The sequence below is a fragment of the Streptomyces sp. NPDC001514 genome (assembly GCF_053597075.1).
This window is the reverse complement of the sequence record NZ_JBSFHO010000022.1, coordinates 94,696-119,294: the sequence shown is the minus strand read 5'-3', so window position 1 is coordinate 119,294 and position 24,599 is coordinate 94,696. Positions and strand designations below refer to the sequence as shown.

Here is a 24,599-nt window from a genome sequence, read left to right as displayed (position 1 = left end):
GTCATTCCCCTCGCGGCCACGAATCACCCGGTGCCGGCGCCCCTCGTACGCCGGATGATCGTCATCGCAGTGCTACGGGAGCGATTCGAGGGAGACCATGGGTACGACACTGGCGCAGAAGGCATGGGACGCCCATGTCGTGCGGCGCGACAGCGGCGGCGACGATCTGCTGTACGTGGATCTGCAGCTGCTCCACGAGGTGAACACCCCGCAGGCCTTCGACCGGCTGCGCGCGGCGGGGCGCACCGTCCGCAGGCCCGACCTGACCATCGGCACCGAGGACCACAACACCCCGACCCTCGCCCTCGACCGCGTCATCAAGGACCGCGAGGGCCGCAGGCAGGCCGAGCTGATGCGGGCCAACTGCGCTGAATTCGGAATCCCGCTGCACCGGTTCGGCGACCCGGACCAGGGCATCGTGCACGTCATCGCTCCCGAACTCGGCCTCGTACGACCCGGAATGACCGTGGTGTGCTGCGACTCGCACACCACGACCCTCGGCGCGTTCGGCGCCCTCGCGTTCGGCATCGGGGCCAGCCAGGTCGAGCATGTGCTCGCCACCCAGACCCTTCCCTTGCGGCCGATGAAGACCATGGCCGTGAACGTCGAGGGGACCCTGCCGAAGGGCGTCAGCGCCAAGGACCTCGTGCTCGCGCTGATCGCCCGGATCGGCACCGCCGGCGGGCAGGGACACATCATCGAATACCGCGGCGAGGGGGTCCGTGCGCTGTCGATGGAGGCACGCATGACCCTGTGCAACATGTCCGTGGAGGCCGGGTCGCGGGCCGGCATGGTCGCCCCCGACGAGACGACCTTCGCCTATCTCGCCCAGTGCCCGGGCATGCCGGAAGGTGCGGATCGGGACGCCGAGGTCGCGTACTGGCGGAGCCTCGTCAGCGATCCCGACGCCCGCTTCGACAGGGAAGTCACCATCAACGCAAAGGAGTTGAGCCCCTACGTCTCCTGGGGCACCAACCCCGCGCAGAGCGTCCCGCTCGACGGCCGGGTCCCGGCGCCCGCCGACTTCGCGGCGCCCGAGGAGCGCGCCGCGGTCGAACGCGCCCTGGAATACATGGACCTGAAGCCCGGCACCGCCCTGCGGGACGTGTCCGTCGACACCGTGTTCCTCGGGTCCTGCACCAACAGCCGCATCGAGGACCTGCGGGCCGCCGCCGACGTGCTGCGCGGCCGGAAGGTCGCCGACGGTCTGCACATGATGATCGTGCCCGGCTCCGCGCGGGTGCGGCTGCAGGCCGTCGCGGAAGGGCTCGACCGCGTCTTCGCCGACGCGGGAGCCGACTTCCGGGTCGGCGCCGGGTGTTCGATGTGTGCCGCGCTCAACGAGGACCGCCTCCTGCCGGGCCAGCGCGCCGCCTCCACCAACAACCGCAACTTCGAGGGGCGCCAGGGCAAGGGGTCTCGCACCCACATCGTCTCGCCCGCCGTCGCCGCCGCCACGGCGGTCACCGGACGCCTCTCCTCGCCCGCCGATCTGTGAGACGGAGCCCGACCACCATGGACACGTTCACCTTCACCGTGCACACCGGGACCGCCGTCCCGCTGCGGCGCACCGACGTCGACACCGACCAGATCATCCCGGTCCGCTTCTGCGCCAGCACGAGCCGCACCGGCCATGCGGACTCGCTCTTCGCCGACTGGCGCGCCGAGCCCGGCTTCGTCCTCGACCGGCCCGAGCGCAAGGGCGCCAGCGTCCTGATCGCCGGGAACGACTTCGGCACCGGCTCCTCGCGTGAGTACGCCGTGTGGGCGCTGCAGGACTACGGCTTCCGCGTGGTCATCGCGCCCCGCTACGGCGATATCTTCCGCGGCAATTCCCTGATGAACGGCCTGCTCACGGTCGTCGCCCCGGTGGCGGCGGTGGAGCGCCTGTGGGAGCTGACGGAGGCCGACCCGGCTGTCGGGGTCACCGTCGACCTGGAGCGTCAGGAGGTGCGGTGCGCCGACCTCGTACAGCCCTTCACGATCGACGAGGGTGTGCGGCGCCGGCTTCTCGGCGGCCTGGACGTCATCGCCGACACGCTGCGGTTCGAGCGGCAGATCGCGGCGTACGAGGCCACGCGGCGGCCCGCACTGCCGGTGACACGCACCGCCGTACCGGTCGCCCGATGAAGCTCTCCCAGTGCGTCGCCTTCGTCGCCATCGCGGACACCGGCAGCTTCACCAACGCCGCCCGCTCCCTGGGCATCAGCCAGTCCGCGGTCAGCCACGCCATTGCGGGTCTGGAGACGGAGCTCGGGGTGACGCTGATGGTGCGCGACCGCTCCGGCGTCGAGCTGACCGACGCGGGGCGCCGCGCCCTGGAGCACGCGCGCGGCGTGGTGCTGCAGGCCGAGCGCGTCCGGCAGGCGGTGCGCGGGGAGTGCGCGGGGCCCGAGGGCACCTTGCGTATCGGCACCAGCCAGAGCTTCGCGGCGCGGCTGCTGCCTGTGCTGATGTCCGAGCTGCACAAGCGCTACCCGCTGTTGGAGATCGTGCTGCGCGAGGGCAGTGATGCCCAGATCGCCCAGTGGCTGCGCGGCCGTGGCATCGACATCGGCATCGTGATGCTGCCCAAGCGGGGACTCGAAACGGTGCCGCTGCTGCAGGACGAGATGTTCGCCGTCCTGCCGCTCGACCACGAACTGGCCTCCTCGCCGGAACTCCGCGTCGACCAGCTGGCCGCGGTGCCCTTCCTGATGCCGGTCGGCGGCGTCGAGGGGGTGGTGCGCGCCGCCTTTCGCACGGCGGGCCTGGAACCCTCGGTCAGCCACCAGGTGCGGGACATCAACGCCCTCCTCGCGATGGTCGCCGCCGGCCTCGGCGGCACGGTCCTGCCGCGGCTCGCGCTGCCGGTCGCGCTGCCCGACGTACGCGTCGTGCCGCTGTCCCCGGCGATCACGCGTCATCTGGCGATCGGCACCCGCCTGGGCTCCCAGGACTCCCCCGCCGTCACGGCCTTCGTCGACGTGGCGCAGTCACTCGCCCGGCGGAGTGACCTGAAGAGGCTTCCCGTTGCTGTGTGACGAGACCTCGGCGGTCATGGGGTCAGGCCACCGGCCGTGTCGGCGCGTGCCGGACGCCGAGCACGGTGCAGCCGCTCTCGGTGCTGACCTGGTGGATGCTGCCGGGCTCCTCTATGACGAGGTCGCCGGGCAGGTACCGGTCGCCGTTGTCGTTCCTGAGCTCCCCTTCGAGTACCAGGATCAGCTCGTACCCGAGGTGTTCGTGCAGGTCGCCGTGGGCGCCCGGAGCCATGCGCGTGATCATCGCGGCGCCCGACCCGTCGTCGGTGACGTAGAGGCGGTGCAGGTCGACCCCGGCACGCCCGGGCTCCACCCAGCGCTCCCAGTCCAGGGCGTCGAGTCCGGCGGAGCCGAGGATGTCGCGCAGGACGGTGACGTTGCGGACCTGGGGCTCGGTGGTGGTGGCGGCGTTCTGTGCGGCGACGGACATGAGGATTCTCGCTTTCAGGGGTCGAGAGGAAGGGAAGAGGGTCAACGCGGCGGTCTATACCGCCGGTTCGGCCACGAGTGTCTGCACGGGGGCGACCACGTCGGCCGCGATCGCGTCCGCGTTCTGCACGAAGTCCGTCCAGAAGCCGGGCCTGCTGCTGCCGCCCTGCATGAACCAGCGGGTGTGCTCGGTCGGAATGCCGAGGACGTACAGGCCCTCGTCCGCCCGGCCCGCGCGGTCCACCGGATGGAAGGGCGCCTCGGTCACGGCGACGCCGCCGGTGTCGAAGCGGTCCCCGTCGCGGCCGTGGTTGACGTACGACGTCCAGATGCCCTGCTCCCGCAGGCTGTGGGTGAGCGGATGCGGGTCCAGGCGCACATCGGGCGTCGGGATGCGGGCATCGACGATGGTGTCGACGAGGGTCCTGGAGCCGGCCACGTACGGCGAGTGCACGGCGAAGCGGCCCGTCTCGGGGTCCGGGCTGAAGCGGGTGTCGGGCCCGGCGATGCGCAGCAGCCCGCACGAGATCAGCGCGGCGACCTGCTGCAGGCGCACCCGCGGCGGCCCGGCGGCGAGGAAGGAGCTGCGGGGCACGTACCAGCCGAGGAATTCCTCGCGGTGCGAGGTCGGGGTGAGGCCCGCGAAGTCGACGAGGGAGCGGATCACCGCGCGGGAGTCACGGATGACGTCGAGCGCGGCCTTGAGCGGATCGTCGACGTTGCCGGCCTCGGCGTGCGCCAGATCGTCCGCGAGCGCCGCCATGAGCGCCTGCTCGAAGTCCTCCGGGCTGTCGAAGTGCAGCCCCGCGAACGGGCGGGCCTGCCCGTCCAGGTCGACAGGGGGTACGTCATCGAGCCCGTACCCGGCGGCGATGGCGACGACGTCGGGCACCCCGCTCTCCGCAGCGGCGACCACTTCGGCCTCGAAGGCGGTGGAGTGCCCGGGGCCGTACCGGGCCGTCAGCGTCGTGGCGTAATAGACGAGTTCGACCTCGGCCAGCAGCCACGGCAGGGCGTCCTCGGCGAAGGAGATCTCGCCGTGGCGGCTCCGGGACAGGACGCGCTCCGTAGTGAACAGCACATGGTCGTAGCGGTAGTCGTGATGCTTCTGGTTACGGCCGCGGGCCGGCAGTGGCATCGCGCTGCGCGAGCCCGCGACGATGACCGGCTCGGCTCCGCTCGGCCGGTAGACGAGCCCGCCGCCGCCGTCCTGCTCGTAGCGTCCTCCGCGCCCTTCGGTGAGTGCGGCCATCACGTCGTAGAAGGACAGACCGAGCCCGAGTACGCCGACCGGAGAGCCCGCCGGGATCTCGCTCAGCGGCATGTCGGCGGCGGAGTCGCCCGCGACGTAGCGGACGCCTGGGCGCTGGTCGGCGAATGCGGCGAGATGGCGCTGGTTGCCGGTGAGTTCCGGGGTGGCGTGTCCGGTGGTCAGAATGACGCGGTCGGCCGTGAGGTGGGCACCTTCCCTGAGGGTGAGGCGATATCCGTCGCCCGTTCGCTCGAGTTCGTCGACCGTCGCCTTGACGGGTATCAGGCGGACATTTTCGGGGAGGTTTTCTTCGATCGTCCTGAGAATGAACTGCATATAGCGGCCGTGCAGGGCCCGCGGCGCATAGCTGTTGGGTCCCGGGTAATGCGGGTCGACGGAACGCCACCACTGGGCGAGGGACGGGCCCGCGCCGGGTCTGGCCGGGCCTCCGTCCGGCTGCCCCGAGAAGGCGGAGACCTCGTCGGCCACCGTGTTCATCAGGAACCATTCCGGCTGGTCGGTGCGCCAGATACGGCCGCTGCCGATCTGGTGGGAGTCAATGAGGTAGATCTCCGTGTCCTCGTGGACCGGGTGTTCGGCGTAACGCGCTGCCATCCGCTCCAGGATCGAAAGTCCACGGGGGCCACTGCCGATAATTGCCACCTTCATTTACTGCACCTTCCGGGGAACGGGCTTCCGTCTTGCGGCACCTTGAAGATAGGAGCGGCTGTATCTACAGATCAAGACGGGTTCATTGATGCATCACATGAGAGTTACTCATGCAATTCGGCCGACTCGGCCACAGCGAAGGGAAGAAGAGAAATGGGTCAGCTTCAGGGGCGGGATCAGGGGCGGGATCAGGGGCGGGATCAGGGGCAGAGCCGGCGCCCGGCGCTTCTCGTGCTCGACCTCATCAACGAGATCGTGCACCCGGACGGCAAGTACGCGGCGGACGGCTACTACGCGCAGGCACAGGAGCGGCGCGTCATCGAGCGCGCCGCCGACGCGATCGCGCGGGCCCGCGCGGCGGACATCCCCGTGATCTACGTCGTCGTCGGCTTCACGCCCGACTACCCGGAGTGGCCCGCGACGTCACCGGTCTTCGAGAAGGCGAAGGACGACGAGCGGCTGATCCTGGGGACCTGGGCGACGCAGGTGCACGACGCGCTCAAGCCGGAGCCCGGCGAGCCGGTGGTCGCCAAGCACCGCATCAGCCCCTTCCACGGCACGAACCTCGAACTCCTCCTGCGCACCCAGGGAATCGACACCCTCCTGCTGACCGGCGTCTCCACCGAGCTGGTCGTCCTCACCACGGCGCAGGCGGCCCACGACCTGGACTACCGCGTCCAGGTCCTCGAGGACGCGACGCTCGCCGGTGACCAGGAGGTTCACGAGGCGGCACTCAAGGTCCTGTCCCGCATCGCCACGGTCACCACCGTCGCCGGGGCACTGCCCGCCGCGCGGCAAGCCGCCTGACGACGAGGAAGGGAGTTCAAGGCAATGGGCAACCGAGTCGCGTCCCGCTTCACGAGGGTCGAGAAGTCGGCGACGTATGCGGTCTTCGACATGGTGGCGGAGCTGCGCGCACAAGGCGTGGAGGTGCTCGACCTGGGCGGCGGCGAGCCCGACTTCGACACGGCGGAGCACGTCGTGGACGAGGCGGTGAGCGCGCTGCGCACCGGCTTCACCCACTACACGCCGAGTCGAGGCCTCTCCGGCCTGCTTGAGGCGATCGCCGGGAAGCTCGCCAAGGACAACGGCATCGAGGCCGACCCGGCCACCGACATCATCGTCACTCCGTCGGCCAAACACGCCCTGTTCGCCACCCTGTTGACGGTGCTCGACCCCGGCGACGAACTCCTGGTGCCGACGCCGAGCTGGGTCAGCTACTCGTCGATGGCGCGCCTGATCGGCGCACACCCGGTGCAGATCGCCCTGGACGGCGCGGACGGCTTCCGCATCACCAGGGAGCTGCTCGAACGGCATGTGTCACCGCGCACGAAAGCCCTGCTCGTCAACTCGCCGAACAACCCCACCGGACGGGCCCTGTCCACCGATGAGGCTCGCGCGATAAGCCGGTTCGCGACGGAGCACGACGTGCTCCTGATCGCGGACGAGATCTACGAGAAGATCCTCTACGACGGCAACGATCACCTCAGCCTCGGCGCGCTCTCCTGCTGCGCCGACCGCACGATCACGGTGAACGGCTTCTCCAAGGGCTACGCGATGACGGGCTGGCGCCTGGGCTACGCGGCCGGGCCCACCGACATCATGACGCAGATGCTCAAGGTCCAGCAGCACACGGTGGGCTGCACGGGTTCGTTCGTCCAGCGGGGCGGAATCGCCGCGCTCACCGGTCCGCAGGAGCCGGTCGACCGGATGGTCGCGGAGTACGCGGCACGCCGCGCTCTCCTGGTGGACGGCCTCAACACGCTGCCAGGAGTGTCCTGTGCACCCCCGGAAGGGGCGTTCTACGCCTTCGCGGACATCCGCGGCACCGGCTTCGCGGACTCGGCGTCCTTCACCCAGTGGCTCCTGAAGGAGACAGGGGTGGCCATGATGCCGGGCTCGGCGTTCGGTCCGGGCGGCGAAGGCTACGTACGGCTGTCGTTCGCCACGTCGCCTCAGGTGCTCCAGGCCGCTCTTGAGCGGATGGGGCGGGCACTGGCGCGGGGCTGACGGCCTCTCGGCGCGTACGCCGCGTTGCCGCGCGGCCGCTCCAGGGCTCCCGGGACCGCCCGGGGGCCCTGGGCCTGTCCGGTCGATCAGGCCGGGCTCGACCTAAGCGTCGTATTCGTGCCCCAGCAGCTGCAGCGCCCCTCGCACCGCAGCGTCGAACGGCTCCGGCGACTCCGCGGCCCTGGCGATGACGTACCCGCCCTGCACCACCGCCGCGATCATCGCGCCCACGCACTGCGCGTCGAGCCCTGCGTCGATCTCACCCGCCGCCTGGCCCTCGGCGACCAGCTCCGCGAGGCGGCCGCGCAGCCAGGCGAAGAGCTCGTCCAGTGGGGCGCGCAGACGGTCGTCGGAGATGACGTCGGCGTCCATCGACAGGCGCCCGATGGGACAGCCGCGGAGCACGTCGCGCTCCCGCAGCAGATACGCCGCGATGCGCTGGGACGCCGAGCCCGGGCCCGAGAAGTGGGCCTCGGCCGTTTCCCTCAGCTCCTGGGCGCTACGTTCCATCGCCGCGAGGGCGAGGCCCGCCTTGCCCTCGAAGTGGTGGTACATGCTGCCCACTCCGGCGCCGGAGCGCTGCTGTATCGCCTTGGGGCTGGTGCCGACGTAGCCCCGCTCCCAGAGCAGTTCCCGGGTGCTTTCGATCAGACGTTCTGCGGTCCCCATGGCGGCACTCTATCCACTCGTCCTGGGACTTGATCAAGGATTCCGTCCGGTACCTGATCAGGCGTTCCGCCGGGTGCGGCGCCGCACCGACAGGGCCAGGAGGGTGCCGGTGGCGAAGGCCGCCGCCGCGATCCCCGCCGACAGGCGCAGGCCCGAGGTGAAATCGGCCACCGAGGCGACGAAGGTGCCGAACAGGGCCACGCCGACGGCGCTGCCGACCTGCCGGGAGACGTTGAAGACGGCCGAGGCGATGCCCGCGCCCGAGGCGGGGGCGGCCTCGATGATGGCGGCGGTGGCGGCGAGAGCCGTCATGGTCTGGCCGAGGCCGGTGGCGATCAGGGCGAACAGCAGGACCGGGTACGGGGTGTCGGGCCCGGCGAGCAGCCAGCCGAGGAAGCCCGCGGTGCCGAGGGCGAGACCGGCGGCCATCGGGACGTACGGGCCGGTGCGGGCGGCGACACGGCTGAACAGGGGGGCGGCGATCAGACCCATGCAGACGGAGGGCAGCAGCGCGAGACCGGTGGCCAGGACGGTGTAGCCGCGCTCCTGCTGGAAGTAGAGCGTGGTCAGGAAGAGCATGCCGTAGTAGCCGAGGCTGATCAGTAGGCCGATCGCGGCGGTCGAGGTGAAGGCGCCGGAGCGGAAGAGGGACGGTGGCAGCAGCGGCGCGCGCTCGGTGCGGCCGGTGGCCTCCCTGGCTTCGAGGGTGCGCTCCACCAGGGCGAAGGCGGCCAGGGCGGCGACGCCGATGCCGAATGCCGAGAGGACGAGCGGGGACGTCCAGCCGTGCGAGCCCGCCTCGTTGAGACCGCCGGCGAGGGCGACGAGGCCGACGATGCCGAGGACCTGGCCGACCGGGTCCATCTTGCGGGCGGCGGGCTTCCGCGCGGAGGCCGGGATGTGCCGGAGCGTGAGGAGGACGGCGAGCGCGCCGACCGGCAGGTTCAGCCAGAACACGGAGCGCCAGTCGAGCCCGGAGACGAGCAGTCCGCCCACCGCGGGCCCGGCGCCGAAGGCGACCGAGGCGACGGCGCCCCAGATGGCGATCGCCCTGGCCCGCACCGCGCGGTCCGGGTAGGTCGCCTGGAGCAGCGCGAGCGAGGCGGGCACGAGGAACGCGGCGCCCGCGCCCTGCGCGAGCCGTCCCGCCACCAGCATCCCGGAGGTCCCGGCGAAACCGCAGGCCAGCGAGGCGGCGGTGAAGACGCCGAGCCCGGCCAGGAACATCCGGCGGTGCCCGAGCCGGTCGGCGAGGCCGCCGCCGAGCAGCAGCAGTCCCGCGAAGACGGTGCTGTACCCGTCGACGATCCACTGCAGCGCCGAGGCCCCTGTGTGCAGGGAGTCACTGATGTCGGGGACGGCGACATTGACGACGGTGACGTCCAGCATCACCAGGAAGTAGCCGAGGCTGAGGGCGATCAGCGGGGGCAGGGAGAGGGCGGGCTTCACGCCTGACGTGGACTTCGGGGCGGTGACGGGCTGTGGGTCCGCCTGGGCGGCACTGGGGGTGATCTCGGTCGCTGTCATGGGAAGAGCATCGGAGCCGGATACTTCGTCGCATGACGAAGTGTCGTTGTCATACGCTCTGATCATGCCGAACGCCAGCCGCCCCACGGCGAAATCGACTCGCCACAGCACCCGGTCCTCGGCCTCGGAGCACCACGGAGAGCCGCTCAAGCGTCAGACCGACATCGCGCGTGCCGCGGCCCTGATCGCCGACCCGTCGCGCGCCCGCATCCTCAAATGCCTCGCCGACGGCCGCACCCTGCCGGCCGCCGCGCTCGCGGGAGAGGCGGGGGTCAGTGCCGCCACGGCAAGTGTGCACCTCGCCAAGCTGGTCGAGGGAGAGCTCGTCACGGTCGAGCAGCAGGGCAGGCACCGCTACTACCAGCTCTCCGGGCCGGACGTGAGCGCCGCCCTGGAGGCCCTCGCCCTGATCGCCCCGCCGCTGGCGATCACGTCCCTCAAGGAGAGCAACAGGACCAACGCCCTGCACCGTTCCCGGACCTGCTACGACCATCTGGCCGGACAGCTCGGCGTCGCCCTCATGCGCGCGCTCCTCGATCGCTCCGTGCTGACCGGGCACGACGGTATCCACCGCCCCAAGGAGGCGGTGCGGGACCGGCCTTCGTCGTACGGGCGCGACATCTCGTACGAACTCACCGACACGGGACGGGAGAAGCTCGCCGAACTCGGCGTCGACCCCGACCGTCTGCCGCCCCGCCGCCCCGCGATCCGGTACTGCGTCGACTGGAGCGAGCACCAGCACCACCTCGCCGGCGGCCTCGGCGCCGCGCTCACTGCACGGCTGTTCGAGCTCGAGTGGGTACGGTGGGGGGCGAGCCCGCGCGTGGTGCACCTGACGGACGCGGGGGCTCAGGGTCTGGAGCGCTCGCTCGGCCTGGTGCTCGCGGGATAGCTCGCGCCGCCTCCACCTTCGGCGGAGCCGGAGCTCGCCTTTGGGGTACGTGGACGAGGGCCGGCTCCTCCAACAGCCGATGTACGGGGATGCCTCGACGGTGATGCTCGTGGCCATGGAACCCACCTACGTACTCTCCGACCCCGAGCGCGACCAGCTCACCGCAGTTCTCGACTCCGTGGCCAAGAGCCCGTACGAGGACTACGAGGCCTTCTCGCGGGCCGTCGGCGACCTGATCGCGCGCGGCGAGGTGCCCGCCTTCTTCACCGACGTCTGCACGCGCATCCGCGACGACCGCAGGACCGGCGCGTCCGACGCGCATGCGCTGCGCAACTGCCCGCTGGACGCGGAGATCCCGCTCCTGGACCTGGACGACCCGGTCGCGGACAAGCACGCGAAGAAGAAGACCTTCGTCGGCGAGGCGTTCCTGGAGCTCTTCGCTCAGCTGGTCGAGACGCCGCTCCTTTCCTACGCGACCCGCTTCAACGGCGACTTCTTCACGGACGTCGTCGCGATCAACCGCTACAGCGGAATGCAGACCGGCTTCAGCGACAGCGAGCTGGTGTACCACAACGACCGCACGGCCCACCCCGTGCGCGCCGACTTCATCTCGCTGCTCGGTATGCACTGCCCCGAGGGCGACTTCATCTACACGGGCTTCGTGGACGGGCGCGACCTGCTCGCGCACCTCAGCGCGGATGAGCAGCTCCAGCTCAGGGAAGCGCAGTTCATCACGCCCTTCGACGTCTTCTCGCGCGACAACAACAAGGACCTGACGGTCTCCGAGGTCCACCCGATCCTGGAGAACCACCACAGCTTCCGCTACCTGGACACCTGCACGACGACCGCGCCGGGCGCCCCCGAGTCCGCGAAGGACGCGCTGCTCGCCCTCAAGAACGCCCTGGTCCGCGCGGACAAGACCCGCCACCGCATCCGGACCGGCGACCTGTTCACCTTCGCCAACCAGGACGGCCTGCACAGCCGCGACAAGATGGAGATCAACGACGCGTCCCGCGCCCGCCGGCGCTGGCTCCTGAAGACGTACGCGTTCCGCGACGCGGCCGCCGCCGAACGGCACGCCGACCGCTGGCTGAACGGGGTACGGGGCCGCGTGGGCGACTGACCCCGTCCGACCCGCACCCCTGAAGGACCGCCGGCCGACGGAGGCACCCCGGCCCCGGGCCTCCGTCGGCCGAACCGTTCCCTCACGACCACGGCGGGCGGTCCTCGTCAAGCGCCCGGCGCATCAGCAGGACCGCCTCCAGACGGTTGCGGACCGACAGCTTGGTGAGGGAGTGGGAGACGTGGCTCTTGACCGTCGCCGGGGTGACCTTGAGGCGGCGGGCCGTCTCGTTCGTGGACAGGCCCTCCGCCAGGAGCGTGAGGACCTCGCGCTCCCGCTCCGTGAGGGAGCGCAGAAGCAGGCCGACCGAGCGGTCGCTGCGCTCCCGCGCAGGCACGGCGGCCGTGCGCGAGGAGGCCGGCCAGAGGCCGAGAAGCTCCGGTGACAGCACCACGTAGCCGGTCGCCGCCGCCCGCACCGCGGCCGCGAGACGGCCGATCTCGGGGTCCTTGACCAGGGCGCCCGCGCACCCCGCGGACAGTGCGGCGCCGAGCGACTCGGGGTTCCACCCGGTGTCGAGCAGCAGCACTCGCACCCCCTTGTGCACCAACTCCGCGGCGGCCGACGCCGGCCCCGCCCGCCCGGCGCCCGACCGCCCGGCGCCCGCGAGGACGACGACATCGACCCCGCTCAGCGGCCAGTGGTGCAACGGCAGGCCGCTGTCCACGGTGCCGAGCACCTTGATCCGGTCCGCCCCGTCGAGCGCCCGCGCGAGGACGTGCCGGGACACCGGGTCGGCGTCGGCCAGCAGGACGTACACGTCGGAGCGTTCGGTCCCGTACAGCAGAACCAGCCCGTCCTCGGCGCCTTGTACGGTCATCTCCACTCGTCATCTCCACTCCGTTCGCGCCGTGCACAGCATGCGGACGGGCCGGGGCCGACGGGTGCCGGCCCCGGCCCGAGGCGCGCATCAGGCGGCAGCCGCCGGCTGGCGCCGGTCCAGCAGCTCCTCGGCAAGGCGGTACTTCAGGACGGAGATGTCCTCGCAGTCCCCGCCCTCCCGCTCGGCGATGTGCACCCGGTACAGCTCGGTCAGCTCCTCGTCGCTCACCGCGATCCGCAGCTCGTCGAGGATGTGCCGCAGCACGGCCCGCCCCGAGTGCCGCCCGATCAGGAGCGAGCGCTCGCGCCCGAAGCGGGCGGGCTCCACGTATTCGTACGTCGCCGGGTTGCGCAGCATCCCCTGCTGGTGGATCCCGGCGGCCGTTCCGAAGGCGTACGTCCCGAAGATCGCCTTGTTGCGGGGCTCCTCCAGGCCGATCACACCGCGCAGCGCCGTGTACGCCTCGTACATCGCGGACACGTCGATGTCGGTGTGCAGACCGAGGATGTCGCCCTTGTAGGTGAGCAGCGCGGCCAGCTCCTCCAACGGCGTGTTGCCCGCGCGCTCGCCGATGCCGCCGAGCGTCGCCTGCACCTCGTCGGCCCCGGCCTCGAGTCCCGCCACGGCGTTGGCCAGCGACAGCCCGAAGTCGTCGTGGCAGTGCGTGGAGATGCGGATGCCCTCGGGCAGCCAGGAGCGGAACTTCGCGATGAGCGCCCCGTACTCCTGCGGCAGATTGCACCCGGAGGTGTCCGCCACCGCGAAGCAGGTGGCGCCCGCCTCGACCGCGCCGAGCGCGATGGCGCGCAGCAGCTCGTCCTCGCCCCGGCTGGCGTCCTCGATGCCCACGGACACCGCATCGACGCCGAGCGAGCGCGCGTACGCGACCGAGTCGGCGACCTCGTCGACGGCCTGTTGGCGGCTGATGCCCCGCTTGTGCCGCAGGTGCATGTCGCTGCCGGTGGCCATGATCTGCACCTGGTGCCGCTCGACGCCGCCCGCGTCGACGGCGGTCTCCACATCGGCCCGTACGGCCCTGCAGAACGTGGTGAACCACGCCGAGGTCAGGCTCCGGGAAATCAACCGGGTCGCCTCGAACTCACTGGGCGACGAGGCGGGAAAACCCGCCTCGATGTAGTCGGCGCCGAGCGACTCTATTCGCAGGGCGATTTCGCGTTTCTGTCGCGGATTCATCGCGTTTCCGGGCGCCTGCTCGCCATCACGGAGCGTGGTGTCGAAAATGGAAACCCTGCGCGAATCGGCTGTCATTGACATCGCATCCTCTTCGTGGGTCTTTGCTGCTGACGCAGCTCAACACCGGGGACACTAGGACGCGTCGAGGCGGATGAGCGGCCGTCCGTACTGGCCGGTCAGGGCCATGACCCCGATGGGTCGACTTTTACGCCGAAGCCCTTCTTCATTTACTGGTGCGTCGGCCGGTGGCCGGTCAAGGCCACGGCAGCGTTGGGTCACCTCCACTGGTTGCCGAGAGGTGGAGGTGGAATGCGAGAGTTATCTCGAAGCGCTGACCGGCGTAATCCACGGCGGTCACCGAAGGGCCGGAACCAGCCATGACTTTCCGCCGCCAAGCCCTGAGCCACGGAAGAGGGAATACCCATCATGCGCAAAGTCCATCCGCACACCAGCAGCCTCGCCGCCGCGTCGGACGACGTGATCCGGGGCGCGGTCACGGCCACGTCGGACGACGACCTGATCTGGGGCTGAGATGTCAGCCCCAGACTGACGGCGTGGGCGGGGTCACCACCCCGTCCACGCACTCCAGTCCATGGACGGGCTCCTGAGGAGCACGCAGCCACCCCGAGAGATTCACGTAGTCCGCGCGCGGCGCCGCGTGCAGCACCGCCGCCACGGACCGCGCGGTCGCCGGAGGCGAGCCGAGCAGCACGGACAGCCCCCGCTGGCCCGCCTGTTCCATGATGCCCAGGGCAGCCGTGAGTCCGCCCACGGCGTCCAGGCTGAGGTTGATCCCGTCGTACCGGGACACCAGGCGCCCGACGTCGCCGCCCTCCCCGTACGCCAGATCAGCGATGATCGGGAACGGTCGGCGCAGCGTCGCGAGGGCGCCCGACTCCGCTTCGGGCAGGGGCTGTTCGAGCAGCCGTACTCCGTGGGAGTGCAGGACCGGCAGCATCGTGCGCAGCCGGTCCACGTCCCAGGCCCCGCCGACGTCGGCCATCAGCCAGGCGTCGGGCCGGTAGCGGCGCACCGCGTCGAGCCGTGCCAGATCGTCCTCGACGGCACCCGCGCCGAGCTTCAGCTTGAGGGAGGCGAAGCGGTTACTGCTCCGCAACTCCTGCTCCAGAGCAGTCTGTTCGAGCAGCGGCACGGTGCGGATGACCGGCACCGGCTGTGGACGGGGCACCCCGAGCAGCTCCCACGCGCGCTGCCCGCTGCGCTTGGCGAGCAGGTCCCACAGGGCGGCGTCGAGGGCGCTCCGCACCGGCCCCGGAGGAAGCAGCCCCGGCAGCTCGACCGGGCTGATCATCCGGTGCAACGCGCCTCGTACACCGTCGAGTTGTCTGTACACCGCGGCGGGCTCGTGCTCGTCGACGTACGGCAGGAGCGTCGCCTCTCCCCGCCCCGCACTGCCCGCGTTGCGCAGGGTCACGCGCAGCACGGCCCATGCGCGCGAACCCGCGGGGGGTGCGGAGCCGGGCGCCTGCGCGGGCAGGACGGCGCACTGGACCCGCAGCGGTGTCCCCGTCAGGGACCTGAGGAGTGCGGGGTCGAACACGAGGGCTCCTGACTCACTTCCGATCTGCGGGAGCACCATCCTGACGAGCGGCATCCGCACACCACCAGGCTTCGGGGGCGGCACCCCGCGGCGTGGCCGCTTGCGGACATCTCCACCCGGTGGAGACCAAGGCAACCGCCAGTTGATCTGTTAGTCAAGCAGCCCCATCTCCGCGGCCGCGATGCCCGCCTGGAACCGGCTCTCGACCCCGAGCCGCGCCATCAGGTCCGACATGACACGCCTCAACGTCCTCACCGATACGCCGAGTTCACGGGCGATCGCCTCGTCCTTGCGCCCCGTGGACATCAGCCGCAGCACCCACAGCTGCTGCGAGCTGAGCCCGGGCTCCTGGCCGCTCCCGGTCGACTCCAGGGGCGCGGCCGACGCCCAGCACATCTCGAAGACCTTCACCAGCAAGGCGGTGACGGCCTCTCCGCGCAGCACCATCATGGCGTTGGCGGAGGCGGTGTGCAGCGCCGGCACCAGGGCCTGCACCCGGTCGACGAGGATGAAACGGAACGGCACGATGTTCGCGATCCGCACCTGCGCGCCCGCGCCCCGCAGCTCCTGGAGGTGGGCCATCGAATGGACGATCCGGGTCATCGGCCGCAGGTGGATGCTGCGCATCGACACTCCGCGCTCGAGTACGCGCAGATCGCGCCGCAGTCCTTGCGCGAGCGCTTCCGCCGGCATCACGGGTCCGGGATGCATGCTGAGGATCTCCGAGGTCGCGATGTCGGCAGTGTCTCCGAGCACCCGCGCGATCTTCTCCGGATCGCTGACGACTTCCCCGCTCAGCCCGCTGCTGCGCGCGGTGTGCAGCGGCAGGAACACCTGGCGCATCGCGTCGATCTGCTCGCGGGTACGCCGGATCTGCTCGGTCAGCCGCGCGGCCGCCTCCTCCTCGGCGGCGAGCAGCCGCAGCAGCGCCGCCTCCGGGGCCGTCGCCTTCGCCGTCGGCTCGCCGTCCGCCGGGGAGCCGTCCGACGACTCGATGAGCAGGCCGAGCCCGAGCAGTTCCTGCCGGGCGCGCTCGACCTCGTCGACGGTGCCACCGAGCTGCTCGCAGGCACTGCGCACGGTCCAGTCGCTGCGGGACGATGCGTACCCGAAGAGCCTCAGAGCCTGAGGTCCGATGGCCGGTGTGCTCATGCCGTCCACTGCCTTTCCCCTACGGATCGGTGGGGTGGTGAGTCGGCGACGGGGGGCCGCCCGAGTCGCCCGAGTCGCCCGGGCCGAGCAGCTCCCACAGCCCGTTCAGCCGGGTGCGGCTTCCGGTGCCGGGTTCCCTGCCTGACTGCGCCCCCGCGAAGACCGCGGCGGTCACCAGGGCCGCGAAGGTGCCGGGCGGGAACGCCAGGACCAGCCCGCCCTCTTCCTGCGCGCGCCGGACGAGGTCGATGATGTGCGCGGAGACCGCCGAGGGCAGGTCCCGCTCCGAGGACCCTCGATATCCGTCCGAGGCGAGCCGGACGGCGGCACGGAAGACGGTGTCGTCGTCCATCAGGCGCGCCAGCTGCCCGGCGAGCTCCCGCAGTTCGCGGCCCGGCCCGAGCGACTCGGCGGCCAGCTCCGTCCGCAGACTCTCCCAGGCCAGCATGCCCTCGTCCGCCACGGCGGCGGCCAGGTCCTCCTTCGAGGCGAAGTGGCCGTACAGCGCGCCCTTGGTCATGCCGATGTTCTCGACCACCGCCTTCAGGCGAGCGCCGGAGTAACCGCGCGCGGCGAACTCGTCGGCGGCGGCCTGCAGCAGCAGGCGTCGGGTCCGCACGGACCGTTCCTGGCTCACCGGAGGTGTCTCGCATCCGTCCCACGTCTCCCGTCGACCGAGTACTCCATGACAACAAAATACCATCCCGAAGGTATTTTTTAAGCGGTGTGTGCGGTCCCTCCCGGCCACGCGCCGACAGGGACCGCTGCGCCTCAACTCATGCTTTTCACCCCGGCGTTACGAGGACGGGGACCCGTCCGCGCCGCCAGGAAACGCCAGCCCCGCGCCGCCCCCCGCTCGGCCAGGACCGGGTCGTCACCGACGACCACGGGATGACCCACCAGGGACAGCATCGGCAGATCGCTGCTGTGGTCCGCGTACGCGAAACAGTCCTCCGCCCGCACACCCAGGCGCGCCATGAGAGCGGCCACGGCCGTCTCCTTGGCAGCCCCGATCATCGGCCGCCGCACCTCGCCCGTGAGCATCCCTGCGGCGTCCGTGAGCTGCTCGGTCGCCAGCACATGGCGCGCCCCGAGGTCCTCGGCGACCGGCTGGACCAGGACCGACCCGGAACCGGTGACGAGGGCGACCTCGTGGCCGGAACCGCTGTGCCGCTGAAGGGCGTTCAGCGGCTCGGGCAGATAGGCGTCCACCCCGTGCCGGTACTGCGCGTACCACCGCCCGGCAGCCTCTTCGAGGCGTACCAGGGGAACGCCGGCGAACCGCCGGAAGTACGCGCGATTGAGCGTCTCCCGGTCCGCGCCTGCGGTGCGGGGCGGATCGGTCGGGCTGCCCTCGCCGGCGGTCAGGGCGGACCAGAACCACCAGAAGCTGAGCATGCTCTTCCCGGCGAGCAGGGTCTCGTCCACGTCGAAGAAGGCGATACGCCGGGTCACTTGGCTCCTTCCGCGGTCGCGGCCCGCGCGGTGAGCAGGGCGCCCGCGTAACTCGACGCCGCCGCATCGAAGTTGAGCGTGGCATGGCTGCGCGCCGCCGTGATGTCGCGCCAGCCGCGCTGCAGGGCGTCGCCCTCGTCGAGGGCGTGGAGCCCCGCGGTCTGGAAGAGCTGGTCGGCCGCGGTGGCGCAGAACTCGACGGCCGCGGCCACGTCACGCTGGTTCTCGGCGACGAGGACCGGCGTGACCGGAGCATGATCGGCCCGCTGCGCGGCCCGCTCGAGGAGCAGCCGCGCGGACTGGATGTGCGCCGACGAACGGGCCAGCACCCGCTGCTGCACCGGCTGTTGGGACGCCGTGCTGCCGTCGGGGCGCACCCGCCCGGACTGCTGCAGCCACCAGGTGCGCAGCGCCCCCTCGGCGGCGCCCAGGATGGGAGCCGCGAAGATCAGGGCCGCCACCAGGGGGAACGGGACGGTGTGGCAGCGAGCCGCGTGCGTCTGGACACGGCCCAGGTCGCGCACGGTGAAGGTGAGGTGGTCGGGGACGAAGACGTCGGCTTCGACACTGTTGCTGCCGGTGCCGCGCAGGCCCACGGGGCGCCAGGTGTCGAGTACCTTCACGTCCGTGCGTCGCACCGCGAAGATCCGGTGGTCCCGGTGGACATGCGCGGTTCCCGAGGAATCGTCCACCGCCGGCGCCCAGGAGGCGAGCAGCACCCAGTCCGCCTGGTCGATCCCGCTGGCCGTGGTCCACTTCCCGGTGAGCCGCCAGCCGGAGCCCGCACGTTCGGCGCTGCCCTGCGGCGGTACGACGGAGGCGGCCACGCACACATCGGGGGTGCTCCCCCACAGCTCTTGCTGCCCGGCCTCGGGAAGATAGGAGGCGAGCCGCCCGTGCGCCGCGTACAGGGCAGCGCACCACGCGGTGGACGCGCAGGTCTCGGCCAGCGTGGAGACCGCATCCAGGAGGGCGGTGAACGTTCCGGCACAGCCGCCCCATCGCTCGGGCACGAAGTGCCGCGCGAAGCCGTCCGCCACCAGCGAGTCGGCGAGCCGGTCGGTGAGCCTGCACCCTTCGTCGAGGAGCGCCCGGTCGTCGCGGGCGATGCGCAGCGTCTGTTCCAGATCACTCAGCACGTGGCAGCACCTGCCCGCCGGGCCAGCATGCCGAGCGGGGACGTGGTGCGGCCGGTCACCTGCGCCGAAGCGAGGGTGCGAGCGCCCTGGCGGGCGGTGAGCAGGAAGGCATCGGGGCCGGTGGACTCCGCGGTGACGGTGACGGGGAGGTCGGGTTCGCCGAACGCGACGAACGACGTCCGCATGGAGTGGACCGCCCAGCCGCCGGGGGCGTCCTGGCTCGCGCGGACGAGCGCGCCCTGCCGGAAGGCCTCGACGAGCACCATGCCCGGCACATGGTCACAGGCGTGATCGAAGAGGGAGGCGTGCCCGGTGTCCAGGCGCACCCTCCAACCACCGTTCACATCCGGGGAGTTGGTGAGCAGCACGGCATCGCTCCGGTCCCGCCCGACGTCGGATGCGAGCAGCGGCTGCCCCACGGGATCCTCCGCCGTACGGTCTGCGTGCACGGCATCCGAGACACCACGGCCTCGTACGACGGCGTACTGCCGGGGCGCGAGCGCGTCCCAGCGCATGGCGGCCCGACCCACCGGGCGGCCGCCGACGAGGATGTCCGCGTCGGACGACATCCGGAAGCGGCGCGAGTTGCCCTGCTCACGGCACAGGGTGATGTCGAAGACCACGTCGGCACCGTCGCCGCTGTCGCGGACCGGCGCGTCGAGGTGGAAGTCGAAGCTGTGCAGGACGAAGGCGTGGTCCATCGGGACGTCGTGGAAACGGTGCGAGAGATAGATCCCCGCCTGCCGCATCGTCTCGACGACCACCAGGGAGTCCCTGCTTCCGTCGGCGGCGCGCTGGTACAGGAGGTGGTCGTGCGGCCAGCGGACCCAGACGGCGAAGCGGTCGCCGGCCAGCGGCCCTGCGGCGGACAGTAACACCTCGCGGTCCGCCGTCTTGTGAACCAGAGTGCGTGGAACATGAGCTCCGGCAGAGTGTCCGGCAAGCAGAGAGCCGGGCAATATGTCGGTTTCGGACATGAGCATTTCCCCCATCTATGAAAAGGACATGCCATGACGCCGGTGACCACAAGTGACGCCTGGCCACTGACTGTTCAGCGGGTCGAAAATATACCTGCGGGAAGGTATATTGCAATGGCCATCCGGCGCATGGATGGCAAGGGGGCATCCGAGGGGTAACCCGAGAAGGCGAGAACCAGCGTGGACCAGAAGAAGAGCCGGGCGGCGTTCCCGGTGACGGAGCGCAGGACGGCAGGCGATGGCCGGCAGGGGCGCGGCCCTGAGCTGCAACAGGAGCGGGCCGTGCGCACCCGTACCCAGATCCTGGACGCCGCGGCCGAACTCTTCGACAGACACGGGTTCGCGGGGACCTCCGTCAAGGACGTCGCCGACCGCGTGGGCATGACCAAGGGCGCGGTCTACTTCCACTACCCCACCAAGGAAGCGCTCACCATCGCGGTCGTCGAGGCCCACTACGGCCGCTGGCCGGTGCTCCTGGAAGCCGTACAGGCCAAGGGACTCGGCCCGATGGACACCCTGGTGGAGCTGCTCGACCGGACCGCGGTGGCCTTCCGCGACGACCCGGTCGTCCAGGGCGGCGCGCGACTGCAGATGGAACAGCCACTGGCCGAGGGCGCGTTGCCCGAACCCTACGTCGGCTGGATGAACCTCCTCGAACAGCTCCTGACGGAGGCCGAGGAGGCGGGCGAGCTGCGCGCGGGCATCTCCCCTGCAGCGGCAGCCCACATGCTGGTCGCGACCTTCTTCGGCACCCAGCACATCTGCGCACGGCTCGGACGGCGCGCGGATCTGGTGCGGCGATGGGAAGAGGCGCGGGACTTGATCGTGTACGCGCTGCGCGCCTGATCCGCACCGGTACAGGTGCCGGCACAGGCGTCGGCACCGGCAAGGCACCTGCCTGAGCGACGGGGCCGTCGCCGTCCTTCGCCGTCCGCCGCCTGCCACCCGCCCTGCCCCCGCCCGCCCGAACGGCGGTGGGGGCAGGGCCGGCGTGTCACTTCGACTGGTCGGCCGTGGTGACGAGCGCGTCGGCGATGTCGGCGGCGAGGAGGAAGGGGAGGTAGCGGTTGCCCGGGGTTTCGTGGTCGCGGTAGCGGGCGAACGGCAGCAGGGAGGCGAGCAGGGCCCACTGGTATTCGAGGTCTCCGAAGGGCCAGTTCTGCTGCTCGCAGCCCTTGAGGATGGTGCGCAGCTTGGTGACGCCGGTCAGGACGCGCCGTACCTCCGGATCGGTGTCCTCCGGGATCTCCGCCGCCCACAGGGCCTCGCCGTGCAGTGCTCCGCCGAACCAGGCGCGGATCTGCTGGAGCTGCTCGGCGTTCCAGGGGAACGTCCGGGACCACAGGGCGGATTCGAGACGGGCGAAGTCCTTGCAGATGTGCCCGTGGTGGGTGGTCTCGAAGTCGATGACGTACAGCGCCGGGCGCTGGCCTTCGGGGCCGCTGGCCAGGACGTTCTCGCCGTGCAGGTCGCCGTGGGAGACGCAGGTCAGGTAGGACCGTGTCGTCAGGCCGTGCTGCCGGTCGTACAGCAGCCAGTCGAAGAGCGCCTCCGTGTCCGCGTCCGGCTTGCTCACGTCCGCGATGTGCGCCACCAGCCACAGAGGATTCGTGGCACCGTGATCGCGTTCCGTGACGAGCGAGCTGCGCCCGAGGGCGGAGTCCTGGAGCAGGGGCCCCAGGTAGCGGTGGTGCCAGGGCAGTCCGCCCTCGATTCCGAAGGTGTCGCCGACCTCGGGCAGTCCGAAGTGGGCCAGTTCGGACTCGGCGTCCTTGCCGGGTGCGTAGCTGGTCCGCTCGAAGCTGGCGGGGCGGAGCGCGGGGTACTCGCCGCGCAGGTCGCCGATGGTCCGGCGCGCGTCGCTCAGCCAGGGGCCGAGCGCGTCGAGGAAGAGCTCCTCGATGACGTTCTTCAGCACGTCGCTCTCGGCCTTGCGCAACCAGCCGCGCAGCGTCTTCGGCTCGTCCCGGTCACGGAAGACGTAGGAAGTGAGAATGCCCTGGTAGCGGCTTCCGTTGCTGCTGTTGGCGATGGTCGTGGTGCCGACCACGCACTTGCTCGACCGGTAGAGGGGGTGCAGGAGCTCGCCGAAGGTGTCGAAGTTCTCCTTCTCCCGCTGGACCTTGGCCGCTTCGTCGATCTTGAGTACACCGACGGGGCCGAAGTTGTTGAACGTCAGGAAGGTCGGCACCGGCCGGCCGGCGAACAGGGCGCCCTGCACCATCGTGCCGGGCGAGCGGGGGGCGAGCTCGGCGGCGACTCCCTGCAGCAGACGGTTGGACAGCTGGACGGACGAGTCCTGATCACGCATGGAGAGCGAGCTGGACGCGGTCGCGACGCCAGGCTCCCAGGCGTTCTTGACGACCCGAACCGTACGGGTGGTGGCGAGCATGTCCATCGCCGACTTCCGCCAGAAGTCGCGGGCCTTCGCCTTCGTCTCCTCGCTGCCGGGGCCTGCGGGGGCGCCGGGCGCGCTGCGGTACAGGGCGTCCAGCATGCGTTCCAGCCGGTCGGCCTTCCACCCGGAGAGGATCAGCAGGCTGAAGGCGACGCTGCTCCGGTACTCCGGCTTGCCGACCCACTGGTTGAGCAGATGTGTCGCCCAGTGTTCGGGGTGGACATGGCGGTTGGGGTAATTCGGGTCCTGAACCCGCTCGTGGAACTTGCTGGATGCCGGGTCCGCGGGATCGGGCCCGCCGACGTGGAGCTGGATACCGACGGCATGCCGCAGCCAGCCGTACACCTGGGGCGCACGCTTCATCTCGGTGTCCTGAAGCCCGCCGAGAGTGAGCAGCGCGGCCCCTTCGGTGACGGACAGGAGCAGCTCACGCTGATCGTTCCGGTCCCGGCTCTCGATATGGATGACCTGGAGGTAGCCGAGGATGTCGGCGACGATCTGGTAGCCGTTGGAGGGCCAGTGCCGACTCAGGGAGTGATTCCAGAGCGCGCTCGTCAGCCAGTGCGTCCGGACCCTCTTCAGCTCGGCGACCGTCCCGCCCCTGGCGTACTGGACGGTCTCCCTCTGGGACACGTACCGGGCGTCCTTGGCGCGTTGGTGCAGAACCTGGAGGTCCTCGATCGGGACCGTCACATCGGCAAGGTGCTCCGCGAGTACGCCCAGGTCCTCGTCGATGACGGGTTTCAGTCGCTCTGCCGAGGCAGGGGCATTTTTCGTGAGGAGTTCGATGATCTGCGCACCGAGGCCGTCGATCAGCCCCTTGACGGGGGTCTCTCCCTGCCCGCCGGTCTGCCAGTCGTCGAGCAGCCGCTCCCAGTTCGGCGCCACGTACAGCTGTACGTCCACGACCTCGGCCTCGTCGAGCGGGGGCTGGACCGGTGTCGCGGCCGGCCCCTGGGACTGGACGGGCACCTGCGCCCGGATCTCGACCACCTCCGGGGCGGCGGTGTCCTGGACCGGGGCGGGGCCGAGCGTGGCGAGGTGCTTGCGGCAGAAGTCGATCGAACCGTTGTAGCGCTCGCCCGTGTTGCCGGACTCGTATAACTGCACGGCCAGTTCGAACAGCGTACGGGCCCGGTTGCCGTCCGTCCTGAGGTAGAACGCGGACGCGAGGTCGGAGGCGGCGTTGCCGATGCGGAAGATGGGCCCCACGAAGTTGCCCGCCGCGAGTTCCGCCTCGGCCCTCTCCAGGCCGGTGCGCGCCTTGGGGATGCGCTGTTCCAGTCCGGGGTCGTCCCGGAACGCCTCCTGCAGGGCCGACTTCGTGATGGCGAGTGCCTGTTGGAACTCTTCGGCGGTCACGGCAGCGGTCATCGACGCTTCCCTTCGGGCAGCATGCGTTATAGGCGGAGTTGCGGCACTTCATGCGATTTGCCGGGATTGCTATTCCAGCAGAACGCCGATAGCGGCGCCACACGTTCGGCCGAAGCTGATGAGGAAACGGGAAAGCGGGGACGACGTTCGTTCGTTCGCCGTGTCGCCGTCAGCGCACAGGTTCGATGTCCTCACGCAGTCGCCGGTCGCCGGTGAGAAAGGCGGACTGCGGGAGGACCACGTTCAGCTCCGCGCGCCCCCGGGTGATCTCGCGGCGGCTCGCGCCGATGACCTGCGGCTCGGTGGGGTCGCCCGCCAGGGTCAGCAGGGCCGTTCGCAGCTCGGTGGCGTCGGGTTTGTCGAGCACGAGGTCGTACACCTCGAAGAAGCGGACCTGCCGGTACGACTCCCCGGCTACCTTCATCGGCCCGTCGATGACCCTGCGCACGGGTGTGAAGCCGACCTCCCGGGCCAGGGGGGCGAGCTCGTCGTGGCCGACCTCACCCAGCTCCTCGAGGAGCTCGCGGCGCAGGCATTCCGTCGCCGCCTCGCGGTCCACTCCGCGATACAGCCAGCGGGCGAAGCCGAGGACCCGCGCGGCGGGCAGGAAGCCCCGCAGGTCGAGTCGCATCGCGTCGCTGGAACGGCTCTCGGGTTCGAAGCCGAGCCGCTCGAGTGTGGGGCGCGCGGAGTCGTGGTACTTCACCACTCCGCCGGGCGGGCCGAACGCCCCCGGGCGGGTGACGGAGCCGAACAGGACGTAGTGGTCCTCGTCATGGAGGCGCAGCAGCACGGCGACGGAGACACGCGTACGGCTCCAGGGCACGAGAAGGACGCGGAGGAGGCTCAGGTGCCGCCTGTTCTGCCAGAGCGTCCGGCCGATGAACGTGAGCAGAGCCACGACGATGCCACCGACGATCTTCTCGACCACT

General features: G+C 70.7%; 22 protein-coding genes. 8 read left to right on the top strand and 14 right to left on the bottom strand.

Going from position 1 to position 24,599, the window contains the following annotated elements:
* The first annotated feature begins 97 nt into the window (after positions 1-97).
* From leuC to ACWCXB_RS23265, 3 genes are read left to right on the top strand one after another with little or no spacing between them, the layout of a single operon-like run.
* A complete protein-coding gene (gene leuC, locus ACWCXB_RS23275; RefSeq protein ID WP_450725390.1) occupies positions 98-1,498 on the top strand; it encodes a 3-isopropylmalate dehydratase large subunit in 1,401 nt (466 codons plus the stop codon).
* A 17-nt stretch (positions 1,499-1,515) separates the two neighbouring features.
* Positions 1,516-2,130, top strand: a complete 615-nt coding sequence (leuD, locus tag ACWCXB_RS23270; protein ID WP_450725389.1) for a 3-isopropylmalate dehydratase small subunit — start codon at positions 1,516-1,518, stop codon at positions 2,128-2,130.
* Positions 2,127-3,023 (top strand): LysR family transcriptional regulator, encoded by an 897-nt coding sequence (locus ACWCXB_RS23265; RefSeq protein WP_450725388.1) that lies wholly within the window; start codon positions 2,127-2,129, stop codon positions 3,021-3,023. The genes leuD and ACWCXB_RS23265 overlap by 4 nt, the downstream gene beginning before the upstream one ends.
* A gap of 22 nt (positions 3,024-3,045) precedes the next feature.
* On the opposite strand, the gene ACWCXB_RS23260 is transcribed toward ACWCXB_RS23265, so the two are convergent.
* The gene (locus tag ACWCXB_RS23260; protein ID WP_450725387.1) at positions 3,046-3,453 is read right to left on the bottom strand and encodes a cupin domain-containing protein; all 408 of its coding nucleotides are present in this window, start codon (positions 3,451-3,453) and stop codon (positions 3,046-3,048) included.
* A gap of 54 nt (positions 3,454-3,507) precedes the next feature.
* On the bottom strand, positions 3,508-5,373 hold the full coding sequence (locus ACWCXB_RS23255; protein ID WP_450725386.1) for an FAD/NAD(P)-binding protein: 1,866 nt from the start codon (positions 5,371-5,373) through the stop codon (positions 3,508-3,510).
* Between the two features lie 153 nt (positions 5,374-5,526).
* On the opposite strand from ACWCXB_RS23255, the gene ACWCXB_RS23250 reads away from it, so the two are divergent.
* Positions 5,527-6,180 carry a cysteine hydrolase family protein gene (locus ACWCXB_RS23250; RefSeq protein WP_450725385.1) on the top strand — a complete coding sequence of 218 codons (654 nt, stop codon included), beginning with the start codon at positions 5,527-5,529 and terminating at the stop codon, positions 6,178-6,180.
* Between the two features lie 24 nt (positions 6,181-6,204).
* Entirely contained in the window at positions 6,205-7,383 is a 1,179-nt protein-coding gene (locus tag ACWCXB_RS23245; protein WP_450725384.1) for a pyridoxal phosphate-dependent aminotransferase, read from the top strand.
* 102 nt (positions 7,384-7,485) lie between these two features.
* Here the strand turns inward: ACWCXB_RS23245 and ACWCXB_RS23240 are convergent, their stop codons facing one another.
* Both ACWCXB_RS23240 and ACWCXB_RS23235 read right to left on the bottom strand, forming a co-directional pair.
* A complete protein-coding gene (locus ACWCXB_RS23240; protein ID WP_450725383.1) occupies positions 7,486-8,052 on the bottom strand; it encodes a TetR/AcrR family transcriptional regulator in 567 nt (188 codons plus the stop codon).
* A 57-nt stretch (positions 8,053-8,109) separates the two neighbouring features.
* The gene (locus ACWCXB_RS23235; RefSeq protein ID WP_450725382.1) at positions 8,110-9,579 is read right to left on the bottom strand and encodes a DHA2 family efflux MFS transporter permease subunit; all 1,470 of its coding nucleotides are present in this window, start codon (positions 9,577-9,579) and stop codon (positions 8,110-8,112) included.
* A 64-nt stretch (positions 9,580-9,643) separates the two neighbouring features.
* On the opposite strand from ACWCXB_RS23235, the gene ACWCXB_RS23230 reads away from it, so the two are divergent.
* Both ACWCXB_RS23230 and ACWCXB_RS23225 read left to right on the top strand, forming a co-directional pair.
* Positions 9,644-10,471 carry an ArsR/SmtB family transcription factor gene (locus tag ACWCXB_RS23230; protein ID WP_450725381.1) on the top strand — a complete coding sequence of 276 codons (828 nt, stop codon included), beginning with the start codon at positions 9,644-9,646 and terminating at the stop codon, positions 10,469-10,471.
* A gap of 49 nt (positions 10,472-10,520) precedes the next feature.
* Positions 10,521-11,594 (top strand): TauD/TfdA family dioxygenase, encoded by a 1,074-nt coding sequence (locus ACWCXB_RS23225; RefSeq protein WP_450725413.1) that lies wholly within the window; start codon positions 10,521-10,523, stop codon positions 11,592-11,594.
* 82 nt (positions 11,595-11,676) lie between these two features.
* On the opposite strand, the gene ACWCXB_RS23220 is transcribed toward ACWCXB_RS23225, so the two are convergent.
* The 8 genes from ACWCXB_RS23220 to ACWCXB_RS23185 form a co-directional block, all read right to left on the bottom strand.
* Positions 11,677-12,414 (bottom strand): LuxR C-terminal-related transcriptional regulator, encoded by a 738-nt coding sequence (locus ACWCXB_RS23220; RefSeq protein WP_450725380.1) that lies wholly within the window; start codon positions 12,412-12,414, stop codon positions 11,677-11,679.
* 90 nt (positions 12,415-12,504) lie between these two features.
* On the bottom strand, positions 12,505-13,686 hold the full coding sequence (locus ACWCXB_RS23215) for a LeuA family protein (protein WP_450725379.1): 1,182 nt from the start codon (positions 13,684-13,686) through the stop codon (positions 12,505-12,507).
* A gap of 460 nt (positions 13,687-14,146) precedes the next feature.
* Entirely contained in the window at positions 14,147-15,172 is a 1,026-nt protein-coding gene (locus tag ACWCXB_RS23210) for an enolase C-terminal domain-like protein (RefSeq protein ID WP_450725378.1), read from the bottom strand.
* 150 nt (positions 15,173-15,322) lie between these two features.
* A complete protein-coding gene (locus ACWCXB_RS23205) occupies positions 15,323-16,324 on the bottom strand; it encodes a LuxR C-terminal-related transcriptional regulator (RefSeq protein ID WP_450725377.1) in 1,002 nt (333 codons plus the stop codon).
* A 19-nt stretch (positions 16,325-16,343) separates the two neighbouring features.
* Complete coding sequence (locus tag ACWCXB_RS23200) at positions 16,344-16,943, bottom strand: TetR family transcriptional regulator (protein ID WP_450725376.1); 600 nt, start codon at positions 16,941-16,943, stop codon at positions 16,344-16,346.
* Between the two features lie 152 nt (positions 16,944-17,095).
* Positions 17,096-17,779 (bottom strand): HAD family hydrolase, encoded by a 684-nt coding sequence (locus ACWCXB_RS23195; protein ID WP_450725375.1) that lies wholly within the window; start codon positions 17,777-17,779, stop codon positions 17,096-17,098.
* Positions 17,776-18,918, bottom strand: coding sequence for an acyl-CoA dehydrogenase family protein (locus ACWCXB_RS23190; protein WP_450725374.1), 1,143 nt, complete (start codon positions 18,916-18,918; stop codon positions 17,776-17,778). The genes ACWCXB_RS23195 and ACWCXB_RS23190 overlap by 4 nt, the downstream gene beginning before the upstream one ends.
* A complete protein-coding gene (locus tag ACWCXB_RS23185) occupies positions 18,912-19,895 on the bottom strand; it encodes a ScbA/BarX family gamma-butyrolactone biosynthesis protein (RefSeq protein WP_450725373.1) in 984 nt (327 codons plus the stop codon). The genes ACWCXB_RS23190 and ACWCXB_RS23185 overlap by 7 nt, the downstream gene beginning before the upstream one ends.
* Positions 19,896-20,075: 180 nt before the next feature.
* Between ACWCXB_RS23185 and ACWCXB_RS23180 the strand changes: the two genes are divergently transcribed.
* Positions 20,076-20,741, top strand: a complete 666-nt coding sequence (locus ACWCXB_RS23180) for a ScbR family autoregulator-binding transcription factor (protein WP_450725372.1) — start codon at positions 20,076-20,078, stop codon at positions 20,739-20,741.
* A 148-nt stretch (positions 20,742-20,889) separates the two neighbouring features.
* Here the strand turns inward: ACWCXB_RS23180 and ACWCXB_RS23175 are convergent, their stop codons facing one another.
* Both ACWCXB_RS23175 and ACWCXB_RS23170 read right to left on the bottom strand, forming a co-directional pair.
* The gene (locus ACWCXB_RS23175; RefSeq protein ID WP_450725371.1) at positions 20,890-23,667 is read right to left on the bottom strand and encodes a phosphotransferase family protein; all 2,778 of its coding nucleotides are present in this window, start codon (positions 23,665-23,667) and stop codon (positions 20,890-20,892) included.
* Between the two features lie 169 nt (positions 23,668-23,836).
* Positions 23,837-24,598, bottom strand: coding sequence for an SMODS-associated NUDIX domain-containing protein (locus ACWCXB_RS23170; RefSeq protein WP_450725370.1), 762 nt, complete (start codon positions 24,596-24,598; stop codon positions 23,837-23,839).
* Position 24,599: the final 1 nt, after the last annotated feature.

What these genes read in the sequence shown, in the direction of transcription:
- leuC (WP_450725390.1), top strand. Translation starts at nt 98, where the DNA reads ATGGGTACGACACTGGCGCAGAAGGCATGGGACGCCCATGTCGTGCGG.
- leuD (WP_450725389.1), top strand. Translation starts at nt 1,516, where the DNA reads ATGGACACGTTCACCTTCACCGTGCACACCGGGACCGCCGTCCCGCTG.
- ACWCXB_RS23265 (WP_450725388.1), top strand. Translation starts at nt 2,127, where the DNA reads ATGAAGCTCTCCCAGTGCGTCGCCTTCGTCGCCATCGCGGACACCGGC.
- ACWCXB_RS23260 (WP_450725387.1), bottom strand. Translation starts at nt 3,453, where the DNA reads ATGTCCGTCGCCGCACAGAACGCCGCCACCACCACCGAGCCCCAGGTC.
- ACWCXB_RS23255 (WP_450725386.1), bottom strand. Translation starts at nt 5,373, where the DNA reads ATGAAGGTGGCAATTATCGGCAGTGGCCCCCGTGGACTTTCGATCCTG.
- ACWCXB_RS23250 (WP_450725385.1), top strand. Translation starts at nt 5,527, where the DNA reads ATGGGTCAGCTTCAGGGGCGGGATCAGGGGCGGGATCAGGGGCGGGAT.
- ACWCXB_RS23245 (WP_450725384.1), top strand. Translation starts at nt 6,205, where the DNA reads ATGGGCAACCGAGTCGCGTCCCGCTTCACGAGGGTCGAGAAGTCGGCG.
- ACWCXB_RS23240 (WP_450725383.1), bottom strand. Translation starts at nt 8,052, where the DNA reads ATGGGGACCGCAGAACGTCTGATCGAAAGCACCCGGGAACTGCTCTGG.
- ACWCXB_RS23235 (WP_450725382.1), bottom strand. Translation starts at nt 9,579, where the DNA reads ATGACAGCGACCGAGATCACCCCCAGTGCCGCCCAGGCGGACCCACAG.
- ACWCXB_RS23230 (WP_450725381.1), top strand. Translation starts at nt 9,644, where the DNA reads ATGCCGAACGCCAGCCGCCCCACGGCGAAATCGACTCGCCACAGCACC.
- ACWCXB_RS23220 (WP_450725380.1), bottom strand. Translation starts at nt 12,414, where the DNA reads ATGACCGTACAAGGCGCCGAGGACGGGCTGGTTCTGCTGTACGGGACC.
- ACWCXB_RS23215 (WP_450725379.1), bottom strand. Translation starts at nt 13,686, where the DNA reads ATGACAGCCGATTCGCGCAGGGTTTCCATTTTCGACACCACGCTCCGT.
- ACWCXB_RS23205 (WP_450725377.1), bottom strand. Translation starts at nt 16,324, where the DNA reads ATGAGCACACCGGCCATCGGACCTCAGGCTCTGAGGCTCTTCGGGTAC.
- ACWCXB_RS23185 (WP_450725373.1), bottom strand. Translation starts at nt 19,895, where the DNA reads ATGTCCGAAACCGACATATTGCCCGGCTCTCTGCTTGCCGGACACTCT.
- ACWCXB_RS23175 (WP_450725371.1), bottom strand. Translation starts at nt 23,667, where the DNA reads ATGACCGCTGCCGTGACCGCCGAAGAGTTCCAACAGGCACTCGCCATC.